13 protein-coding genes are annotated in these 16948 nt (G+C 70.1%); 5 read left to right on the plus strand and 8 right to left on the minus strand.

Annotated features, from left to right (window positions below; all coding sequences use genetic code 11):
* Positions 1–21: 21 nt before the first annotated feature.
* The 3 genes from grpE to ABB07_RS18285 all read right to left on the minus strand — a co-directional run bounded on the left by grpE (position 22) and on the right by ABB07_RS18285 (position 3669).
* Positions 22–684 (minus strand): nucleotide exchange factor GrpE, encoded by a 663-nt coding sequence (gene grpE, locus ABB07_RS18275; RefSeq protein WP_208899707.1) that lies wholly within the window; start codon positions 682–684, stop codon positions 22–24.
* Positions 684–2531, minus strand: coding sequence for a molecular chaperone DnaK (gene dnaK, locus ABB07_RS18280; protein WP_055705133.1), 1848 nt, complete (start codon positions 2529–2531; stop codon positions 684–686). The genes grpE and dnaK overlap by 1 nt, the downstream gene beginning before the upstream one ends.
* Before the next feature lie 94 nt (positions 2532–2625).
* Positions 2626–3669 carry an MraY family glycosyltransferase gene (locus ABB07_RS18285; RefSeq protein ID WP_208899708.1) on the minus strand — a complete coding sequence of 348 codons (1044 nt, stop codon included), beginning with the start codon at positions 3667–3669 and terminating at the stop codon, positions 2626–2628.
* Positions 3670–3842: 173 nt separating this feature from the next.
* On the opposite strand from ABB07_RS18285, the gene ABB07_RS18290 reads away from it, so the two are divergent.
* The 3 genes from ABB07_RS18290 to ABB07_RS18300 all read left to right on the plus strand — a co-directional run bounded on the left by ABB07_RS18290 (position 3843) and on the right by ABB07_RS18300 (position 8710).
* Positions 3843–6110, plus strand: a complete 2268-nt coding sequence (locus tag ABB07_RS18290) for a (Fe-S)-binding protein (protein WP_208899709.1) — start codon at positions 3843–3845, stop codon at positions 6108–6110.
* 240 nt (positions 6111–6350) lie between these two features.
* Positions 6351–6839 carry a hypothetical protein gene (locus ABB07_RS18295; RefSeq protein ID WP_208899710.1) on the plus strand — a complete coding sequence of 163 codons (489 nt, stop codon included), beginning with the start codon at positions 6351–6353 and terminating at the stop codon, positions 6837–6839.
* On the plus strand, positions 6836–8710 hold the full coding sequence (locus ABB07_RS18300; protein ID WP_208899711.1) for a DUF4012 domain-containing protein: 1875 nt from the start codon (positions 6836–6838) through the stop codon (positions 8708–8710). Before ABB07_RS18295 ends, ABB07_RS18300 begins: the two co-directional genes overlap by 4 nt.
* A 74-nt stretch (positions 8711–8784) precedes the next feature.
* Here ABB07_RS18300 and ABB07_RS18305 read toward each other — a convergent pair whose 3' ends face one another.
* Positions 8785–9315, minus strand: coding sequence for an arsenate reductase/protein-tyrosine-phosphatase family protein (locus tag ABB07_RS18305; RefSeq protein WP_208899712.1), 531 nt, complete (start codon positions 9313–9315; stop codon positions 8785–8787).
* 34 nt (positions 9316–9349) lie between these two features.
* Positions 9350–10924 carry a tyrosine-protein kinase domain-containing protein gene (locus ABB07_RS18310; protein ID WP_244189412.1) on the minus strand — a complete coding sequence of 525 codons (1575 nt, stop codon included), beginning with the start codon at positions 10922–10924 and terminating at the stop codon, positions 9350–9352.
* 125 nt (positions 10925–11049) lie between these two features.
* On the opposite strand from ABB07_RS18310, the gene ABB07_RS18315 reads away from it, so the two are divergent.
* Together ABB07_RS18315 and ABB07_RS18320 are read left to right on the plus strand one after the other, a co-directional pair.
* Positions 11050–12363 carry a glycosyltransferase gene (locus ABB07_RS18315; protein ID WP_208899714.1) on the plus strand — a complete coding sequence of 438 codons (1314 nt, stop codon included), beginning with the start codon at positions 11050–11052 and terminating at the stop codon, positions 12361–12363.
* A gap of 63 nt (positions 12364–12426) precedes the next feature.
* Complete coding sequence (locus ABB07_RS18320; protein ID WP_208899715.1) at positions 12427–13356, plus strand: glycosyltransferase family 2 protein; 930 nt, start codon at positions 12427–12429, stop codon at positions 13354–13356.
* Positions 13357–13410: 54 nt separating this feature from the next.
* Here ABB07_RS18320 and ABB07_RS18325 read toward each other — a convergent pair whose 3' ends face one another.
* The 3 genes from ABB07_RS18325 to ABB07_RS18335 are packed head-to-tail and all read right to left on the minus strand — an operon-like array spanning position 13411 to position 16794.
* Positions 13411–14796 carry a UDP-glucose dehydrogenase family protein gene (locus ABB07_RS18325; RefSeq protein WP_208899716.1) on the minus strand — a complete coding sequence of 462 codons (1386 nt, stop codon included), beginning with the start codon at positions 14794–14796 and terminating at the stop codon, positions 13411–13413.
* A gap of 20 nt (positions 14797–14816) precedes the next feature.
* On the minus strand, positions 14817–15845 hold the full coding sequence (gene galE, locus ABB07_RS18330) for a UDP-glucose 4-epimerase GalE (protein WP_208899717.1): 1029 nt from the start codon (positions 15843–15845) through the stop codon (positions 14817–14819).
* 10 nt (positions 15846–15855) lie between these two features.
* Entirely contained in the window at positions 15856–16794 is a 939-nt protein-coding gene (locus tag ABB07_RS18335; protein WP_208899718.1) for a UDP-glucuronic acid decarboxylase family protein, read from the minus strand.
* Between the last annotated feature and the right edge of the window lie 154 nt (positions 16795–16948).

Below are 16948 nucleotides of genomic sequence, written 5' to 3' on the forward strand. Positions count from 1 at the left end.
TTCCCCTCAGTGGTCTTCACGTCAGCCCTCGTCCGGGCCACCGCTCTCCTTGTCGTCGGCCTTCGCCGCCTCGGACTTCTCCTCGGCGCCCTCGGCCTTGACCGTCTGCGCGCCGGGCTGCGGCTCGGCGACGGCCACCCGCGCGGGGCGGATGGTGCGCTCGCCGATGCGATACCCGGGCTGCAGGATCGCCACGCAGGTCGTCTCGGTGACGTCCGGCGCGTAGCTGTGCATCAGGGCCTCGTGGATGGTCGGGTCGAAGGGCTCACCCTCCTTGCCGAACTGCTGCAGGCCCATCTTGGCCGCGACGGTCTCCAGCGACTCGGCCACCGACTTGAAGCCGCCGACCAGTTCGCCGTGTTCCCGCGCGCGGCCGATGTCGTCGAGCACGGGCAGGAGCTCGGTCAGGAGGTTCGCGACGGCGATCTCCTTGACCGCGATCCGGTCGCGCTCGACCCGGCGGCGGTAGTTCTGGTACTCGGCCTGGAGGCGCTGGAGGTCCAGCGTGCGCTCGTTCAGCGCGGTGCGCACCTGGTCCAGCTGGGCCACCAGACCCACGTTCTCGTTTCCGTCCCCGGCCGGGGCCGCCCCCTCCTCGGGAGCGGCCTTCGGCTCGGCGTCGTCGGGGGTCGCGCCGGAGGGGACGTCGGGCTTCTCCTCGAAGCCCGGGGTCTCCTCCGTCATTACGCGGCACCGTCCTTGCGCTCGTCGTCCACGATCTCGGCGTCCACGACGTCGTCGTCGGCGGCCTTGCCGCCCTGGGCGGCGCCCTCGGGACCGCCTGCGGCCTGCGCGGCCTGGGCGTCGGCGTACATGGCCTGGCCCAGCTTCTGCGAGACGGCCGCGACCTTCTCGGTGGCGGTGCGGATCTCGGCGGTGTCCTCGCCCTTGAGGGCTTCCTTCAGCTCGCCGACCGCGGCCTCGACCTCGGTCTTGATCTCGCCGGGGACCTTGTCCTCGTTGTCCTTGAGGAACTTCTCGGTCTGGTAGACCAGCTGCTCGCCCTGGTTGCGGGCCTCGGCGGCCTCGCGGCGCTTGTGGTCCTCCTCCGCGTAGCGCTCGGCCTCCTCGCGCATGCGGTCGACCTCTTCCTTCGGGAGCGAGGAGCCGCCGGTGACGGTCATCTTCTGCTCCTTTCCGGTGCCGAGGTCCTTCGCCGTGACGTGCATGATGCCGTTGGCGTCGATGTCGAAGGAGACCTCGATCTGCGGGACGCCGCGGGGCGCCGGCGGCAGACCGGTCAGCTCGAACATGCCGAGCTTCTTGTTGTACGCCGCGATCTCGCGCTCGCCCTGGTAGACCTGGATCTGCACCGACGGCTGGTTGTCCTCGGCCGTGGTGAAGATCTCCGAGCGCTTGGTCGGGATCGTCGTGTTGCGCTCGATCAGCTTGGTCATGATGCCGCCCTTGGTCTCGATGCCGAGGGACAGCGGGGTGACGTCGAGCAGCAGGACGTCCTTGACCTCGCCCTTGAGGACACCGGCCTGGAGCGAGGCGCCGATGGCGACGACCTCGTCCGGGTTCACACCCTTGTTGGCCTCCTTGCCGCCGGTCAGCTCCTTGACGAGCTCGGCGACGGCGGGCATACGGGTGGAGCCACCGACGAGCACGACGTGGTCGATGTCGTTGATGGAGATGCCGGCGTCCTTGATGACGTTGTGGAACGGCGTCTTGCAGCGCTCCAGCAGGTCGGCCGTCAGCTGCTGGAACTGGGCCCGGGTGAGCTTCTCGTCCAGGTGCAGCGGGCCCTCGGCGGACGCGGTGATGTAGGGCAGGTTGATCGAGGTCTCCGTGGAGGAGGACAGCTCGATCTTCGCCTTCTCGGCGGCCTCGCGCAGACGCTGCAGGGCCATCTTGTCCTTGGACAGGTCCACGCCGTGACCGGACTGGAACTGCTTGACCAGGTAGTCGACGACGCGCTGGTCCCAGTCGTCACCACCGAGGTGGTTGTCACCGTTGGTGGCCTTCACCTCGACGACGCCGTCGCCGATCTCCAGCAGGGACACGTCGAAGGTGCCGCCACCGAGGTCGAAGACGAGGATCGTCTGGTCGTCCTTGTCGAGGCCGTACGCCAGCGCGGCGGCGGTCGGCTCGTTGACGATGCGCAGGACGTTCAGACCGGCGATCTCACCGGCCTCCTTGGTCGCCTGGCGCTCGGAGTCGTTGAAGTACGCCGGGACGGTGATGACCGCGTCGGTCACCTTCTCACCCAGGTAGGCCTCGGCGTCCCGCTTCAGCTTCTGCAGGATGAACGCGGAGATCTGCTGCGGGTTGAAGTCCTTGCCGTCGAGCTGGATCTTCCAGTCGGTGCCCATGTGGCGCTTGACGGACCGGATGGTCCGGTCCACGTTGGTGACGGCCTGCCGCTTCGCGACCTCGCCGACGAGCACCTCACCGTTCTTGGCGAAGGCGACGACGGACGGCGTGGTCCTGGCGCCCTCGGCGTTGGTGATGACGGTGGGCTCGCCGCCCTCCAGAACGCTGACGACGGAGTTAGTCGTGCCCAGGTCGATGCCGACCGCACGTGCCATGGTTGATTCCTCCAGCTGACTTGAGTGGAACGGACTCAAGTGTGCATGACGGCTCGCGTGGGGTCAACAGACCTGAGTCGACGGGGCTCAAGTCTTATCCGTTCCTTACACGCAACTGGCTGGTCACCTGCCCCCTGACCTGCGTCGATGGCCCTCTCCGGGGCGCCTGGGCGGGGATACGGACACGGATGCGAAGGAGTACGAGAACGGCGAGCAGCGCCCCTGCGCCCACCCACAGCGCCGCCCCCTCCCCCGTCCACCCGGTGTGCACGAGCACCCCGACGAGCACCGCGGAGAAGGAGCCCGCACCGAGCAGGACGACCGTCCCGGCGGGGGTGAGCCCGAGCCCTCGCAGCCGGTGCGCGAGATGGTCGGGGCCGCGCTTCCACAGCGGACGGCGGGCCAGGCCCCGGGCGAGGACCACCAGGGTGGCGTCGGCGAGGGCGACCGCGGCGAGGCAGAACACCACCGCCGCGCTCGGCGCGAGGGCGTACCCCGCGCGCGTGAAGACCACGGACGACGACAGCAGGAAGCCGGTGAACAGCGAGCCGCAGGCGCCGAGCCCGATCCGCGCGGGGTGCCAGTTGTGCATCAGGAAGCCGGTGAGGGCGGCGGCGAGGACGCTCAGCAGCACGGCGAGCCCGTCCATGATCTCGGCGGCGGCGCAGGCCCCGGCCCCGAAGGCGGTGACGACCCCGACGGTGCCCGCCAGCCCGTCCGCGTGGTCGAGCCCCTTGAAGGCGAAGGTGGCGAGCACGATCCAGCCGAGGGCGAGCAGGCCGCCCAGCACGCCCGTCTCGTCGTACGGCACCACCCAGGCCGCCGCCAGGGCCGTACCGGCGAAGAGCACGCGCGGGCGGAGCCGCCAGATGTCCGCGACCAGGCCCAGCGCGGCCATCGCGGCGGCGGCGTACAGCAGCTGCACGACCCCCTCCCCGAGCTGCGCGACCCCGGTGCGCTGCCCCACCCAGGCGACGAGGCAGGTGACGGACACCACCGCGAGCCCGCCGAGCAGCGGCAGCCGCCGCTGCCGGCGCCGGTCGAGGATGCCCGCCCGCAGCGCGGGCACCCTGAGCAGCGCCGCGAGCAGCGCGGCGAGGAGCAGGGAGGCGGTGGCGGCGGCGATCCCGTAGAGCACGGCTCTAAGGTAGGGGCGAAAGTATCAATTCGGTACGAATAACACGATCCGATGACCCTGGGATGATGCGCATCACCCCGCGCTCAGCTGCATCCCGACGGAAGATGGGGGTAGTCTCAGACGGACTGCATAAGTTACCGCTTAGTAAGTTCGAGGCCGCCTCAGGAGCCCCAATGCAACTCGCCGCGATCATCGTGTCGCTGGTCCTGATCGTGGTCGGCGTGGCACTGTTCGGCCGCGCCCTCCTCCAGATCTACCACTTCATGCGACTGGGCCAGTCGGTGCCCGCCGGGTCCCGGACCAACGACCCCTACCAGCGCACCGTCACCCTGGTGAAGGAGTTCCTGGGGCACACCCGGATGAACCGCTGGGGCATCGTCGGCATCGCGCACTGGTTCGTCGCGATCGGCTTCTACACGCTGCTCCTGACGATCCTCAACGCCTTCGGCCAGCTCTTCAAGGCCGACTGGATCCTGCCGGTCATCGGCGACTGGGCGCCGTACAACGTCTACGTCGAGTTCATCGGCACCATGACGGTGGTCGGCATCGCGACGCTGGTCGTCATCCGGCAGCTGTCCCGGCCGGGCAAGCCGGGCCGCAAGTCCCGCTTCGCGGGCTCGAACACCGGCCAGGCCTACTTCGTCGAGGCGATCATCCTCATCGTCGGCGTCTGCATCTTCATGCTGCACGCCCTCGAAGGCGCCCAGCACCACGTGGACGGCTACGAGGCCTCGTTCTTCATCTCGTACCCGGTGGTGTCCTGGCTGAAGGGCATGGACGTCTCCACGCTCCAGAACCTCACCTACTTCTTCGCCGGCGTGAAGATCGCGGCCTCCTTCACCTGGATGATCGTGGTCTCGCTGAAGACCGACATGGGTGTGGCCTGGCACCGCTTCCTGGGCTTCCCGAACATCTGGTTCAAGCGCAACGCCGACGGCTCGACCGCGCTGGGCGCGCTGCAGCCGATGACCTCCGGCGGCAAGCCGATCGACTTCACCGACCCCGGCGAGGACGACGTCTTCGGTGTCTCCCAGGTCGAGCAGTTCTCCTGGAAGGGCCTGCTGGACTTCTCCACCTGCACCGAGTGCGGCCGCTGCCAGTCGCAGTGCCCCGCCTGGAACACCGGCAAGCCGCTCTCCCCCAAGCTCCTGATCATGTCCCTGCGCGACCACGCGCACGCCAAGGCGCCGTACCTGCTGGCCGGCGGTGGCAAGACGATGGAGGGCGAGGAGAAGGCCTCCGAGGAGGCCCTGAAGGACGTCCCGGCGGCCGCGCTCGCCGAGGCCGAGCGCCCGCTGATCGGCACCGCCGAGGAGAACGGCGTCATCGACCCGGACGTCCTGTGGTCCTGCACCACCTGCGGCGCCTGCGTCGAGCAGTGCCCGGTGGACATCGAGCACGTCGACCACATCGTCGACATGCGCCGCTACCAGGTCATGATCGAGAGTGCCTTCCCCTCCGAGGCGGGCACGATGCTCAAGAACCTGGAGAAGAAGGGCAACCCCTGGGGCCTGGCGAAGAAGCAGCGCCTGGAGTGGACCAAGGAGGTCGACTTCGAGGTCCCGGTCGTCGGCAAGGACATCGAGGACCTCTCCGAGGTCGAGTACCTGTACTGGGTCGGCTGCGCCGGCGCCCTGGAGGACCGCGCCAAGAAGACCACCAAGGCCTTCGCCGAGCTGCTGCACATCGCGGGCGTCAAGTTCGCGATCATGGGCGGCGACGAGAAGTGCACCGGTGACTCCGCCCGCCGCCTCGGCAACGAGCCCCTGTTCCAGGAGCTCGGCATGGAGAACGTGGCCGCGCTGAACATGGCCTTCGGCGAGGACGACGAGGACGAGTCGACCAAGAAGCCGAAGTCGGCGAAGAAGATCGTCGCCACCTGCCCGCACTGCCTCAACACCATCGGCAACGAGTACCCGCAGCTCGGCGGCGACTACGAGGTCATCCACCACACCCAGCTGCTGCAGCACCTGGTGGACGAGGGCAAGCTGGTCCCGGTCACCCCGGTCGAGGGCATCATCACCTACCACGACCCGTGCTACCTGGGCCGCCACAACAAGATCTACACGCCCCCGCGCGAGATCATCGGCAAGGTCCCGGGCCTGCGCAACGAGGAGATGCACCGCCACAAGGAGCGCGGCTTCTGCTGCGGCGCCGGCGGCGCCCGGATGTGGATGGAGGAGCGCATCGGCAAGCGCATCAACAACGAGCGCGTCGACGAGGCCCTCTCCCTCAACCCCGACATCGTCTCCACGGCCTGCCCGTTCTGCCTGGTCATGCTCACCGACTCGGTGAACGGCAAGAAGAACGAGGGCAAGGCCAAGGAGTCCATCCAGGTCGTGGACGTGGCCCAGCTGCTCCTCGACTCGGTGAAGACCCCGGTCGACCCGGCCGGCGAGGCGGAGGCCGAGAACGAGCCGGAGCCCGAGCCGGTCAAGTAACAGCGGTTCCACGCCGTACGACGCCCCCCTGCCCGCACCGGGCAGGGGGGCGTCGGTGTGCTGTCCGCGCTCCCCATCCGCTACACCATCCGGTGGCTTATGTGCGGCTTCATGCTATTTGTGCCACTGATTTCCTGTTTATTCCACTATCCAGGTATTGGAGCTGCCCTCATCGAGTCCGGGCGTCCCAAGTCGAGGAGAGTGGAAAAGATGACGACATCGCCTAGATGGCGATCTGCCGTGGCGTCAGCCGCCGTGGTCGCGGCACTCGTTGCCGCACCTCTGGCAGGCGCGGCGACCGCGCACGCCGCCGGCAATCCCTACCCCCCGCATCCGACGCACACGCCGTACCCGCCCTATCCGCCCAAGCCGCCGTACCCGCCGAAGCCGCCGCACGACTGTGACGACGACGAACACGGCGACCACGACGAGCACGGTGACCACGACGAGCACGGTGACCACGACGAGCACGGCGAGCACGACGAGCACGGCGATCACGACGAGCACGGCGATCACGGCGAACACAAGGAACACGGCGAACACAAGGAGCACGGCGACCACGACGAGCACTGCGACGACGTCGGCGAAGGCGGCTCGGAGAGGCAGCACCTCGCACACACCGGTGCCCAGGACCACACACGGGACATGGTCCTGGGTGGTGTGGCCGCCGCCCTGATCGCAGCGGGTGCCGGCACCATGGTGGTCGCGCGCCGTCGCAGCAACTCATGACGCTGTCCGCACCACGGCTGTCCCTGCCCCTGAAGCGTCCCGGTCGCACGCCGGACGCCCGCCGGGCACATCAGCGCGTTCCCGGCCCCCGGGTCAGGAACGCGCTGCTGGCCGCCGCCGCTGTTCCAGCGGCGGCGGTCGCCTGGATCGGTGTCACCGGCCTGCTCGCCCACCACGAGCTGCGCGCCGCCCAGGACGACCTGGACGCACTCCGGAAGTCGGTCGCGACAGCGGCGACGTCCCACCCCGCCCCTGCCGCCGCGGGAGCACCGGCGGAATCCCTGCAGGAGCGACTGATGCGTTCCGCGGCCGAACACGCCGCGTCCGCCCATGAACTGACCACCGGACCCGCCTGGTACACCGCCGCGCAACTGCCGTACATCGGCAGGCCCTTCGAGACCGTACGAGGCATCGCCCGGCTCTCGGACCGGCTGACCGGAGCCGTGCTGCCGCCGCTCGTGCAAGCCGTACCCCGCTTCTCGGCGGGCGCGCACGCGGGCGGCATCCCGCATGTCCTCACCGAACTGGAGGCCCAGGCCCCCGCGTTCACCCGTGCGTCGCGCATCGCGTCCGAGGTGCAGTCCGACGCCCACCGCCTGCCCGGCTCCACCTGGCTGCCGGCGGCCGACCACGCCCGAGCGCAGCTGTCGGACCAGCTGGACCGCCTGGTGCCGCAGACCCGTGACGTGGCCGTCGCGGCCCGTGTGGTGCCGTCCATGCTGGGGGCTCATGGGCCGCGGCGTTACCTCTTCGCCTTCCAGAACACGGCGGAGGCGCGCGGCACCGGAGGTCTCCCCGGAGCCTTCGCCGTGCTGCGGGCGGACCGGGGCCGGCTGGCCTTCGAGCACTTCGGCAACAACACCGAGATGGACGGCACCCACGCCGACGTCGACCTCGGAGCCGACTTCGCGGCTCAGTACGGGAACAACGGACCCCAGAGCCTGTGGGCCAACTCCAACATGAGCCCGCACTTCCCGTACGCGGCCCGCATCTGGACCGCGGACTGGCAGAGCCGCAGCGGTGAGCGCCTCGACGGTGCGATCGCCATCGATCCCTCGGGGCTCGGCCTCCTGCTCCGCGCGACCGGGCCCGCCCGGCTGCCCGACGGCACCGAACTCAGCGCCGACAACGCCGTGGACACCACCGAGCGGGCCGCCTATGCGAAGTACGACGACGTCGCCCGGCGCAAGGCGTACTTCGTGGAGACCGCCCGTGCCGCCGCCGGACGGCTGATGAAGGCGTCCGGCGACCCGCACATGATCCCCGCGTTGCTGAGTGCCGTCCACGACGTCCAGCGGGAGGGCCGGCTCCAGGTGTGGAGCGCGCACCCGGACGAACAGCGCCTGCTCCAGACACGCCCGTTCTCAGGCGTGCTCCCCGACACCCCCGGACCCTTCGCGGGACTCGTCGTGAACAACGCGGCCGGCACCAAGCTGGACTACTACCTCGACCGCGGCCTCGTCTGGGCGCCGGGTGCCTGCACGGACGACGGACGTGCCGTCACCGTGACCGTGACCCTCACCAACCGGGCACCGGTCTCGGGGCTGCCCCAGTACGTCACCCAGCGAGTGGACGCCCCGCCCTACCGGACCCGGCCGGGCGACAACCGGCTGCTCCTGACCTACTACGCCGGTGTGGGGGCCCGGCTGAAGGGGGCCGCTCTGGACGGCCGCCCGGTCACCCCGGTCACCGGCGCCGAACGCGGCCACCCGGCGTACACCCTCGATCTGGAGCTGCCCCGGCAGTCCAGCCGGACACTCGTGCTGCAGCTGCGCGAGCCGGACGCCGACCGCCCGCCGACGATTCTGCGGCAGCCCCTGGTGACGCCGCTGCGGACCGAGGTGAAGCCCGCGGCACCCTGCCACAGCTGAGCACCGTCGAAGCGGCCGCTGCCGCCGCACCCGAACCGGGGTGCGGCGGCAGCGGCCGCTTCGTGCATCGGGTCTCAGGGCGCCAGGACCCCGGCCAGCGCCAGGACCGCCTCTCGGACCTCGAGGGCCCGTGCCCTGTGCACGTCCGGCGGGGCGCCGACCGGGTCGGCGATGCCGTCCCTCTCCTCCGGCGCGGGAACCGCCTCGCCGCGCCGGGACGCGGCCATCCGGACCGCCTCGTGCGGCGTACGGGCCGTGGTTCCGTCCGTGAGCCGCACGAACTCCCGGAGCGTGAAGCACCGGCGCAGCGCCACCGGGAAGAGCCGCACCGCGGCCTCCCGGTGGCACCGCTCCAGGCCCAGCACCAGGTCGGCCCGCTCGACATGCGCGGACTCCAGCCGCCGTGCGGTGAACTCCCCTGTGCTGCCGCCGAGTTCGGCGATGATCGCGCGCGTCACGGCGTCCAGCCGGGCCGGCCGGGCGTCGGTGCCCGCGCTGCCGACCCTGAAGCGGTGTTCCGGCAGCGCGGCGGCCAGGAGCCGTTCCGCGACCGGTGAACGATGGCGGTTGCCCGTGCAGATGAACAGCACTTCGAAGGCACTCACCGGAGCCTCACCTCGTGGACGGCGGTGGGACGGTTCACTTCTCGCCGGTGGGAGACAGCGGTGCGGCCTCGGCGGGTTTCTCGCCCTGGGCCGGCGGTCGGGGCACGGGCACTTCGGCCGCCGCGTATCCGTAGCCATAGCCGTAGCCCTTGCCCTTGAAGGCGGAGGACATGCTGAAAACGGCACCCAGCACGCGTACGCCGATCCGGTTCAGCGACTCCGCGGCGTTGCGGATCTGGTCCCGGCCGGTCTTGGAGGCCCGTACGACGAGCAGGACGCCGTCGGCCAGCGGGGCGAGGCCGACGGTGTCGGCGACCGGCAGCAGGGGGGCGCTGTCCACGACGACCACGTCGTAGGTGTCGGCGAGTTCGCGCAACAGCTCGGCCATCCGGCCGCAGGAGAGCAGTTCGGTCGGGTTGGGTGGCAGGGGACCGCTGGTGAGCACCGTCAGCTTGCCGCAGGCCTGCTGCACCACGTCCTCGACACCGGCCTGGCCGATGAGCACCGACGTCAGTCCGGCCTCCGCGACCAGCCCGAAGGTGTCGGCGACGGAGGGGCGGCGCAGGTCGGCGTCGATCAGGCAGGTCCGCATGCCCGCGTCCGCGAGCGAGAGCGCCAGATTGACGGAGGTGGTGGTCTTGCCCTCGCCGGGCACCGGGCTGGTCACGACGATCACCTGCGGCTGGTCGTCGACCTGCGCGAACTGGAGGTTGGCGCGCAGTTTGCGGAAGGCCTCGGCACGCGCGGAGTCGCCGGCGGCGTCCATCGCGACCCTCCGCTGGCCCGCGCCCTTGTCGTAGGGGATGGAGCCGAGGACCGGCAGCGAGATCAGTTCTCCGAGGGCGTCACTCGTCTTGACCGTGGTGTCGAGGGCCTCGCGCAGCGCGACGAGCCCCGCGGCGAGCAGCAGTCCGCCGAGCACCCCGGCCGCGAGGTCGAGCAGCCGGTTCGGGAAGACGGGATGCTTCGGGATGCTCGCCTGCTCGGTGATGCCGAGCGAAACGGGCGAGGGGACGACCTTGTGCCTGTCGGTCTTCGGCGTCTCCAGCCGCTCGACCACGGCGGCGAAGTGCCGCGCGACGGCGTCGGCGATGCGCGCCGCGCGGGACGGCACCCGGTCGCGCACCGTGATGTCGATGAGCACGGTGTTGATCGGGGCCTCGGCGGAGATCCGGGACGCGAGCTGTTCCGGCGTGGTCTTCAGCCGCAGTTCGCGCACCACGGGCTCGGTCACCTGCCGGGTGGCGACGATCGCCGCGTACGACTGGACGCGTGCCTGGGAGAAGGACTGTCCCTGGTTCAGTTCCGCGGTGTCCACGCCGGACCGGGTGGCCACGAAGAGCTGGGTGCGGGCCGCGTACACCGGCGTACTCACCGCGATCGCCGCCAAGCCCCCGCCGATACCGAGCACGAGAGAGATCAGAATGCTCGGCCAGCGTCTGGCCAGTACCTTGAGATATCCACGGAGGTCCAACCTGTACCCCTCACAGAACTGGAGATGGCGCCCTTTTCGGGAATGAGCCAGAGAATGGTCGGCCCAGAATAGGCGCAGCCGTCCCGCGCATCCGGCAGCCACGGCAGCACTGCCGTACGAGCTGCGGAAATTCATGAGCCGATCGGGGGAAAACAACCCCGGAAACGCAGCGGGCAGCACGTTTCACGGCGGAATCGGATCCCGCCCCCCAGCAATATTCCTGACGGCAGGCCGGCAGAGCCGAAGGAGCAGGGGGTTTTATGCGCAGGACAATCGTGGACGCGCCCGGCCCCGAAGCGGGTACGACATCACGCGCACTGCATATCGTGCTGGTGTCCTTCGCCTGCGATCCGACGCGCGGCAGCGAACCGGCCATCGGCTGGGGCTGGGCCGAAGCGCTGGCGAGACGCGGGCACACCGTGGACGTCCTCACCCACCCCGAGTCCGACAACGAGCAGAACATCAAGCAGCGGGTGGCGGAGCTGGGGGACGTGGGCGAGCGCATCGCGGTGCACCTCGTTCCCCTGCCGCGCGCCCCTTCGTGGACCGGGCTGCTGCCCGGCTGCCTGAGCGGCATGGCCGAAGAGGTCAAGAGCTACGACCGCTGGCAGCGCGCGGCCCTGACCTACGCGCGCAGCCATGGACTCGGACGGGCCGATCTGGTGCACCACGTCTCCTACGGGTCCCTGCAGGGCGGCAGCGCGCTGTGCCGCCTGGGGCCGCCCCTGGTGTTCGGCCCCGTCGGCGGTGGGCAGATCGCCCCGCACCGTCACCGGCGCCATGTCGGGACCGGCTACTGGCAGGAGGCACTGCGGAGCCTGCTCTGGGTCGGGTGCCTCAGCCGGCGGCCGTCGTGCCGGCGGACGCTCGACAAGGCGGCGGTGGTACTGGCCACCAACCGGGACACGGAACGGCTGGCTCGTCGGCTGAGCCGTACGCCCACCCGTCTGGTGCTGGCCGACGGCATCCAGGAGTCGCTGGTCCGGGAGCCGGGTGAGCCCCGGCAGGATCGGCCGCACCGCCCGCCCACGGTTCTGTGGGTGGGCAGACTGCTTCCGCGCAAGGCTCCGGAACTGGCGTTGCGGACCTTGGCACAGCTCCGGTCGGACCTGCCGGAGGCCCGCCTGCTCGTCTTCGGAGAGGGACCTCTGCGCCCGGCCCTCGAACGACTCGCGCACCGCCTCGGAGTCGGTGACTGCGTCGACTTCCGTGGCCGATCGCCCCGCGAAGAGGTCTTCGCCGCGTGTGACGACGCCGACGTGTTCCTGATGACCAGCATGCGGGACTCCTTCGGTATGCAGGCCCTGGAAGCGTGGGCCAGAGGGCTCCCCGTCGTGCACCTCGGCCACCACGGCATCAGCGATTTCTCGGCACCGGGCGGTGCGGTCTCGGTGCCGCTCGGCAGTCCCGCGGATCTGCCCCAGCGCCTGGCATCGGCGCTCAGCGCCGTGATCGGCGGTCGGCACACCCGCCCCTGCATGGAACGGGCCGCGCTGGAATGGGCGCGGAAACACACCTGGACCGCGAAGGCGGAAACCGCCGAGGAGATCTACCGCGACATTCTGTTCCGCTGAGAAAAATGCCTGGTCAATGCCGGTGTCTGGGCGAAGCTTCGAGAGGCAGCCATGCTTGTTTCAGTGATCATCCCTCTGTACAACACGGAGGAGTACATCGGGGCCTGTGTCGCGTCCGTCCTCGGCCAGACCCATCAGGAGCTCGAAGTCATCGTGGTGGACGACGGGTCCACCGATGGCGGCGCGGCGATCGCCGAAGGCTTCGACGACGAGCGCGTCCGGGTCGAACGGCTCGCGAACCAGGGAGTCGGGGCCGCCCGCAACCACGGACTCGACCTCGCCAAGGGTGAGGTGGTGGCCTTCCTCGACGCTGACGATCTCTGGTATCCGGACAAGCTCGCCGAGCAGATCGCCGTCCTGGAGAGCGACCCCCGTGTCGTCGCCGTCGGCGCGGTCTTCCAGTACCTGTCCGGGGACGGCCGGCCGTTCGGCCGGACAGGTCAGGACGCGCGTGAGGCCGGCACCCAGGAGCGTCTGAAGCGGGGGCAGCTGATGCCGTTCCCCATCTCCTCCCTGATCACCTACACCGGCGCGGTGCGGGCCGCGGGAGGGTTCGACGAGTCCCTTCCGCCCGTCGCCGATCTCGACCTCCTGGCTCGACTGGCCCTGGCCGGATCGGTCGCCACCGTCATGCGGCCGCTCGGCGCCTACCGGGTCCACAGCAACGCCATGACATCCCGTCAGCCCGACGAGATGAAGATGCTCGCGCGCTTCGTCGAGCAGCGGGCCACGGCCCGGCTAGAGGGCCGGCCCGCACCCGATCTGGATGCGTTCGTGTCCTCGTATCGCCCCACGAAGGCGCAGCGGCGGCAGGACGGCGCGGAACGGCGCTTCCGCGACGCCCGCCTGCTGGCGATGGAAGGACGGTACGTCAAGGCGGCCGTGCTGTGCGCTGTCGCGCTGGCGGCCAGGCCGGCGTACACGCTCCGCCGCATCGTGCTGCGCCTTCGGGCCCGCCGTACGTCGGCTGGCGTCGCCCGGCACGGAAACTGACGACAGTGGCCGGAGACCATGCCCCATGGTCTCCGGCTCTGGTGTCGGAGCAGCTCAGCCCATTTCGGCAGGGCAGACGGACACCTCGTGTCCGGCGGCCGTCTGCTGGCTCGGCAGGGCGGGCGGCGTCGGCCGGCCGAGCGCCCGGAAGGTCCAGCCGGCCGACCGCCACAGCGCCGCGTCGAGGGTGTTGCGCGCATCCAGGATCTTCCGCGCGGGTGTCACGGCGGCGAGCGCGGCGGGGTCGATCCGGCGGTAGGCGGCCCACTCGGTCAGATGCAGCACGAGGTCGGCGCCGTCGCACGCCTTCTCCACGTCCGGCGCGTAGGCGAGCTGGGGCAGGACGGCCCGCGCGTTGTCCATCCCCTCCGGGTCGTGGAGCCGTACCTCCGCGCCCTCGCGGTGGATCGCGGCCGCGACGGCCAGCGCGGGCGAGTCACGGACGTCGTCGCTGTCGGGCTTGAACGTGGCACCGAGAACGGCGACACGGCGGCCGGTGAACCCGCCTCCGACCATCTCGCGGGCGATGTCCACGGTGCGCTGCCGCTGTCGCGTGTTGATCTCGTCGATCTCCCTCAGGAACGACACCGCGCCGCCGACGCCGAGCTCTTCCGCGCGGGCCCTGAACGCCCTGATGTCCTTCGGGAGGCATCCGCCGCCGAAGCCGAGGCCGGCCGACAGGAAGCGGCGGCCGATGCGGCTGTCGTACCCGAGGGCGTCGGCCAGGGTGGTCACATCGGCACCCGTGGCGTCGCAGACCTCGGCCAGGGCGTTGATGAACGAGATCTTCGTGGCCAGGAACGAGTTCGCCGCGACCTTCACCAGCTCGGCGGTCGCCGGGTCCGTGCTGATGTAGGGCACGCCGTCGCTCAGCATCGGCGCGTACACCTCGCGCAGGATGTGGTCGGCCCGCGGCGACATGACACCGGCCACCAGCCGCTCCGGGCGGAGCGTGTCCTGGACGGCGTAGCCCTCCCTGAGGAACTCCGGGTTCCAGGCGACCTCGACGTCGGTCCCCTCCGGGGCGAGTTCCTGGACACGCGTGCTGAGCCGGGCCGTCGTACCCACGGGAACCGTGGACTTGCCCACGATCAGGCAGCGCCGGCGCAAGCGGGGTGCCAGCCCTTCGACGACGGCGTCGACGGCCCGCAGGTCACAGGCCGGCGAGTCCCGGCGCTGAGGGGTGCTCACGCACACGAAGTGCACATCACCGAACTCCGCCGCCTCACCGAGGGAGGTGGTGAAGCGCAGCCTGCCCGAGCCGACGGTTCTCCCGAGGATCTCCTGCAGGCCTGGTTCGTAGATGGGGACCCGGCCCTCGCTGAGAGCCGCGATCTTCTCGGCGTCGATGTCGACGCCGAGCACCTCGTGCCCGATGTCCGCCATGCACGCGGCGTGCACGGCGCCCAGGTATCCCGTGCCGATGACGGTCAGTCGCATGTTGCTCGCCCCAATCGATGTCAGTTCGAGTAGCCGGAGGGGTTGAGTTCCTGGAACCGCCATGCGTCCTCGCACATCGCGGTGAGGTCTCTCGTCGTGGTCCAGTTCCAGGCGCGGGCCACGGCGCCCGGGTCGGCGACGAGGGCCGGCACGTCGCCGGGGCGGCGGCCGGTGATCTCGTACGGGATCGGCACCCCGCAGGCGCGCTCGAAGGCGGCGACGAGCTGGAGTACCGATGTCCCCTGCCCCGTGCCGAGGTTGAAGACCCGCATGCCGGTCGCGTCGTCGAGGTGCTCCAGGGCGGCGCGATGGCCCTCCGCGACGTCCATCACATGGATGTAGTCGCGGACGCCGGTGCCGTCGGGGGTGGGATAGTCGTCCCCGAAGACCCTGAGCCTGGGGAACCGGCCGGCGGCGACCCCGGTGAGATACGGCATCACGTTGTTGGGCGCTCCCCGGGGCACCTCCCCGAGCAGCCCGCTGGGGTGCGCGCCGACCGGGTTGAAGTAGCGCAGTGCCAGGACGGACAGCCCGTCCAGGCGACGGCAGATGTCGGCGAGCACCTGCTCGCAGAGCCACTTGGAGGTGGCGTACGGGTTGGTGGGGCTCGCCGGATCCGCTTCGGTGAGCGGCACCTTGGCGGCGTCGCCGTAGATGGAGCAGGACGAGGAGAACACCAGCCGGTGGACTCCGTGGCCGTGCATGGCGCGCAGCAGCGCCGTGGTGCCGCCCACGTTGGTGTCGTAGTACTCGGCGGGCAGTTCCACGGACTCCCCGACGGCCTTCCTCGCGGCGAAGTGGATGACGGCGTCGATGTCGTGCTGGTCGAACACCCGGGAGAGCGCCCGCCGGTCGAGCAGGTCGATCTCGTGTACGGCGGTCGGCGGGCGCCCGGCGATCTTCGCGACGCGTTCCAGGGCGCCGGGCGAGCTGTTGGAGTAGTCGTCGACGACCACCACGTCATAGCCGTGGTCGAGGAGTTCGACGCAGGTGTGGCTGCCGATGAAACCGGCGCCACCGGTCACCAGGACCGTGGTGCGACCGGGCATGGGATTCCTCTCAGAGCGCGGGGTCCGCGTTCCGGAACCAGTCGACGGTCCGGCGCACACCGTCGACGACCGGTACCTCCGGGTACCAGCCGAGGTGTTCGCAGGCCCGGGTGATGACCGGACGGCGGCGGACCGGGTCGTCCGTGGGGAGCGGGTGGTACTCGATGCCGGCGTCCGAGCCCGTGATGCCGAGGACGAGTTCGGCGAGGTCGGACACGGTCCACTCCTCCGGGTTTCCGAGATTGACCGGCCCGTTCTCGGACGAGTCCAGCATCGCGACGAGACCCCGGACCAGGTCGTCCACGTAGCAGAAACTGCGGGTCTGCTTGCCGTCGCCGTAGATGGTCAGCGGTTGGCCGCCGAGGGCCTGGGCGATGAAGCTGGAGACGACCCGGCCGTCGTGCCGGCGCATACGCGGCCCGTAGGTGTTGAAGATCCGGACGATGCCGACGTCGACGCCGAGCGTGCGCCGGTAGGCCTGGGAGACGGCTTCGGCGTACCGCTTGGCCTCGTCGTACACGCTGCGCGGTCCGACCGGATTGACGTTCCCCCAGTACTCCTCGTCCTGCGGGTGCGTCAGCGGATCGCCGTAGACCTCACTGGTCGACGCGAGGAGGAACCGGGCGTTGTTGCGCCGGGCGAGTTCGAGGGCGTTCTCGGTGCCCCGGCTGCCCACGGCGAGGGTCTCCAGGGGCAACCGCAGATAGTCCGGCGGTGAGGCGGGACTGGCGAGATGGGCGACGGCGTCGACCGGACCGGGAACGTCCGCGGCGACACTCACGTCGGCATGGATGAATGCGAAGGCGGGATGCTCCCGCAGGTGTGCGATGTTCTCCGGTCGGCCCGTGCTGAAGTCGTCCAGGCACACGACGGCGTCTCCGCGACGCAGCAGCGCCTCGCACAGATGCGATCCCAGAAAACCAGCACCACCTGTCACGGCGACGCGCATGACTTTCTCCAGAAATACGGAAGGGTGGAGCTTTTCTTGAAAACTCCAAAACACAGAAGAGGATATGAACACATGCCCCCGTCACCTCGGGTGCGCAACTCGAGCCGTGCACTGTTCGGCGCAAGCCTGTAGGAAAAACCACTGAAACGACCGG

The sequence above is a fragment of the Streptomyces incarnatus genome, assembly GCF_001027185.1.
GTDB lineage: Bacteria > Actinomycetota > Actinomycetes > Streptomycetales > Streptomycetaceae > Streptomyces > Streptomyces puniciscabiei.

Coding starts and splice junctions, on each gene's coding strand:
- grpE (WP_208899707.1), bottom strand. CDS start 684: ATGACGGAGGAGACCCCGGGCTTCGAGGAGAAGCCCGACGTCCCCTCC.
- dnaK (WP_055705133.1), bottom strand. CDS start 2,531: ATGGCACGTGCGGTCGGCATCGACCTGGGCACGACTAACTCCGTCGTC.
- ABB07_RS18290 (WP_208899709.1), top strand. CDS start 3,843: ATGCAACTCGCCGCGATCATCGTGTCGCTGGTCCTGATCGTGGTCGGC.
- ABB07_RS18300 (WP_208899711.1), top strand. CDS start 6,836: ATGACGCTGTCCGCACCACGGCTGTCCCTGCCCCTGAAGCGTCCCGGT.
- ABB07_RS18310 (WP_244189412.1), bottom strand. CDS start 10,924: ATGAATTTCCGCAGCTCGTACGGCAGTGCTGCCGTGGCTGCCGGATGC.
- ABB07_RS18315 (WP_208899714.1), top strand. CDS start 11,050: ATGCGCAGGACAATCGTGGACGCGCCCGGCCCCGAAGCGGGTACGACA.
- ABB07_RS18325 (WP_208899716.1), bottom strand. CDS start 14,796: ATGCGACTGACCGTCATCGGCACGGGATACCTGGGCGCCGTGCACGCC.
- galE (WP_208899717.1), bottom strand. CDS start 15,845: ATGCCCGGTCGCACCACGGTCCTGGTGACCGGTGGCGCCGGTTTCATC.
- ABB07_RS18335 (WP_208899718.1), bottom strand. CDS start 16,794: ATGCGCGTCGCCGTGACAGGTGGTGCTGGTTTTCTGGGATCGCATCTG.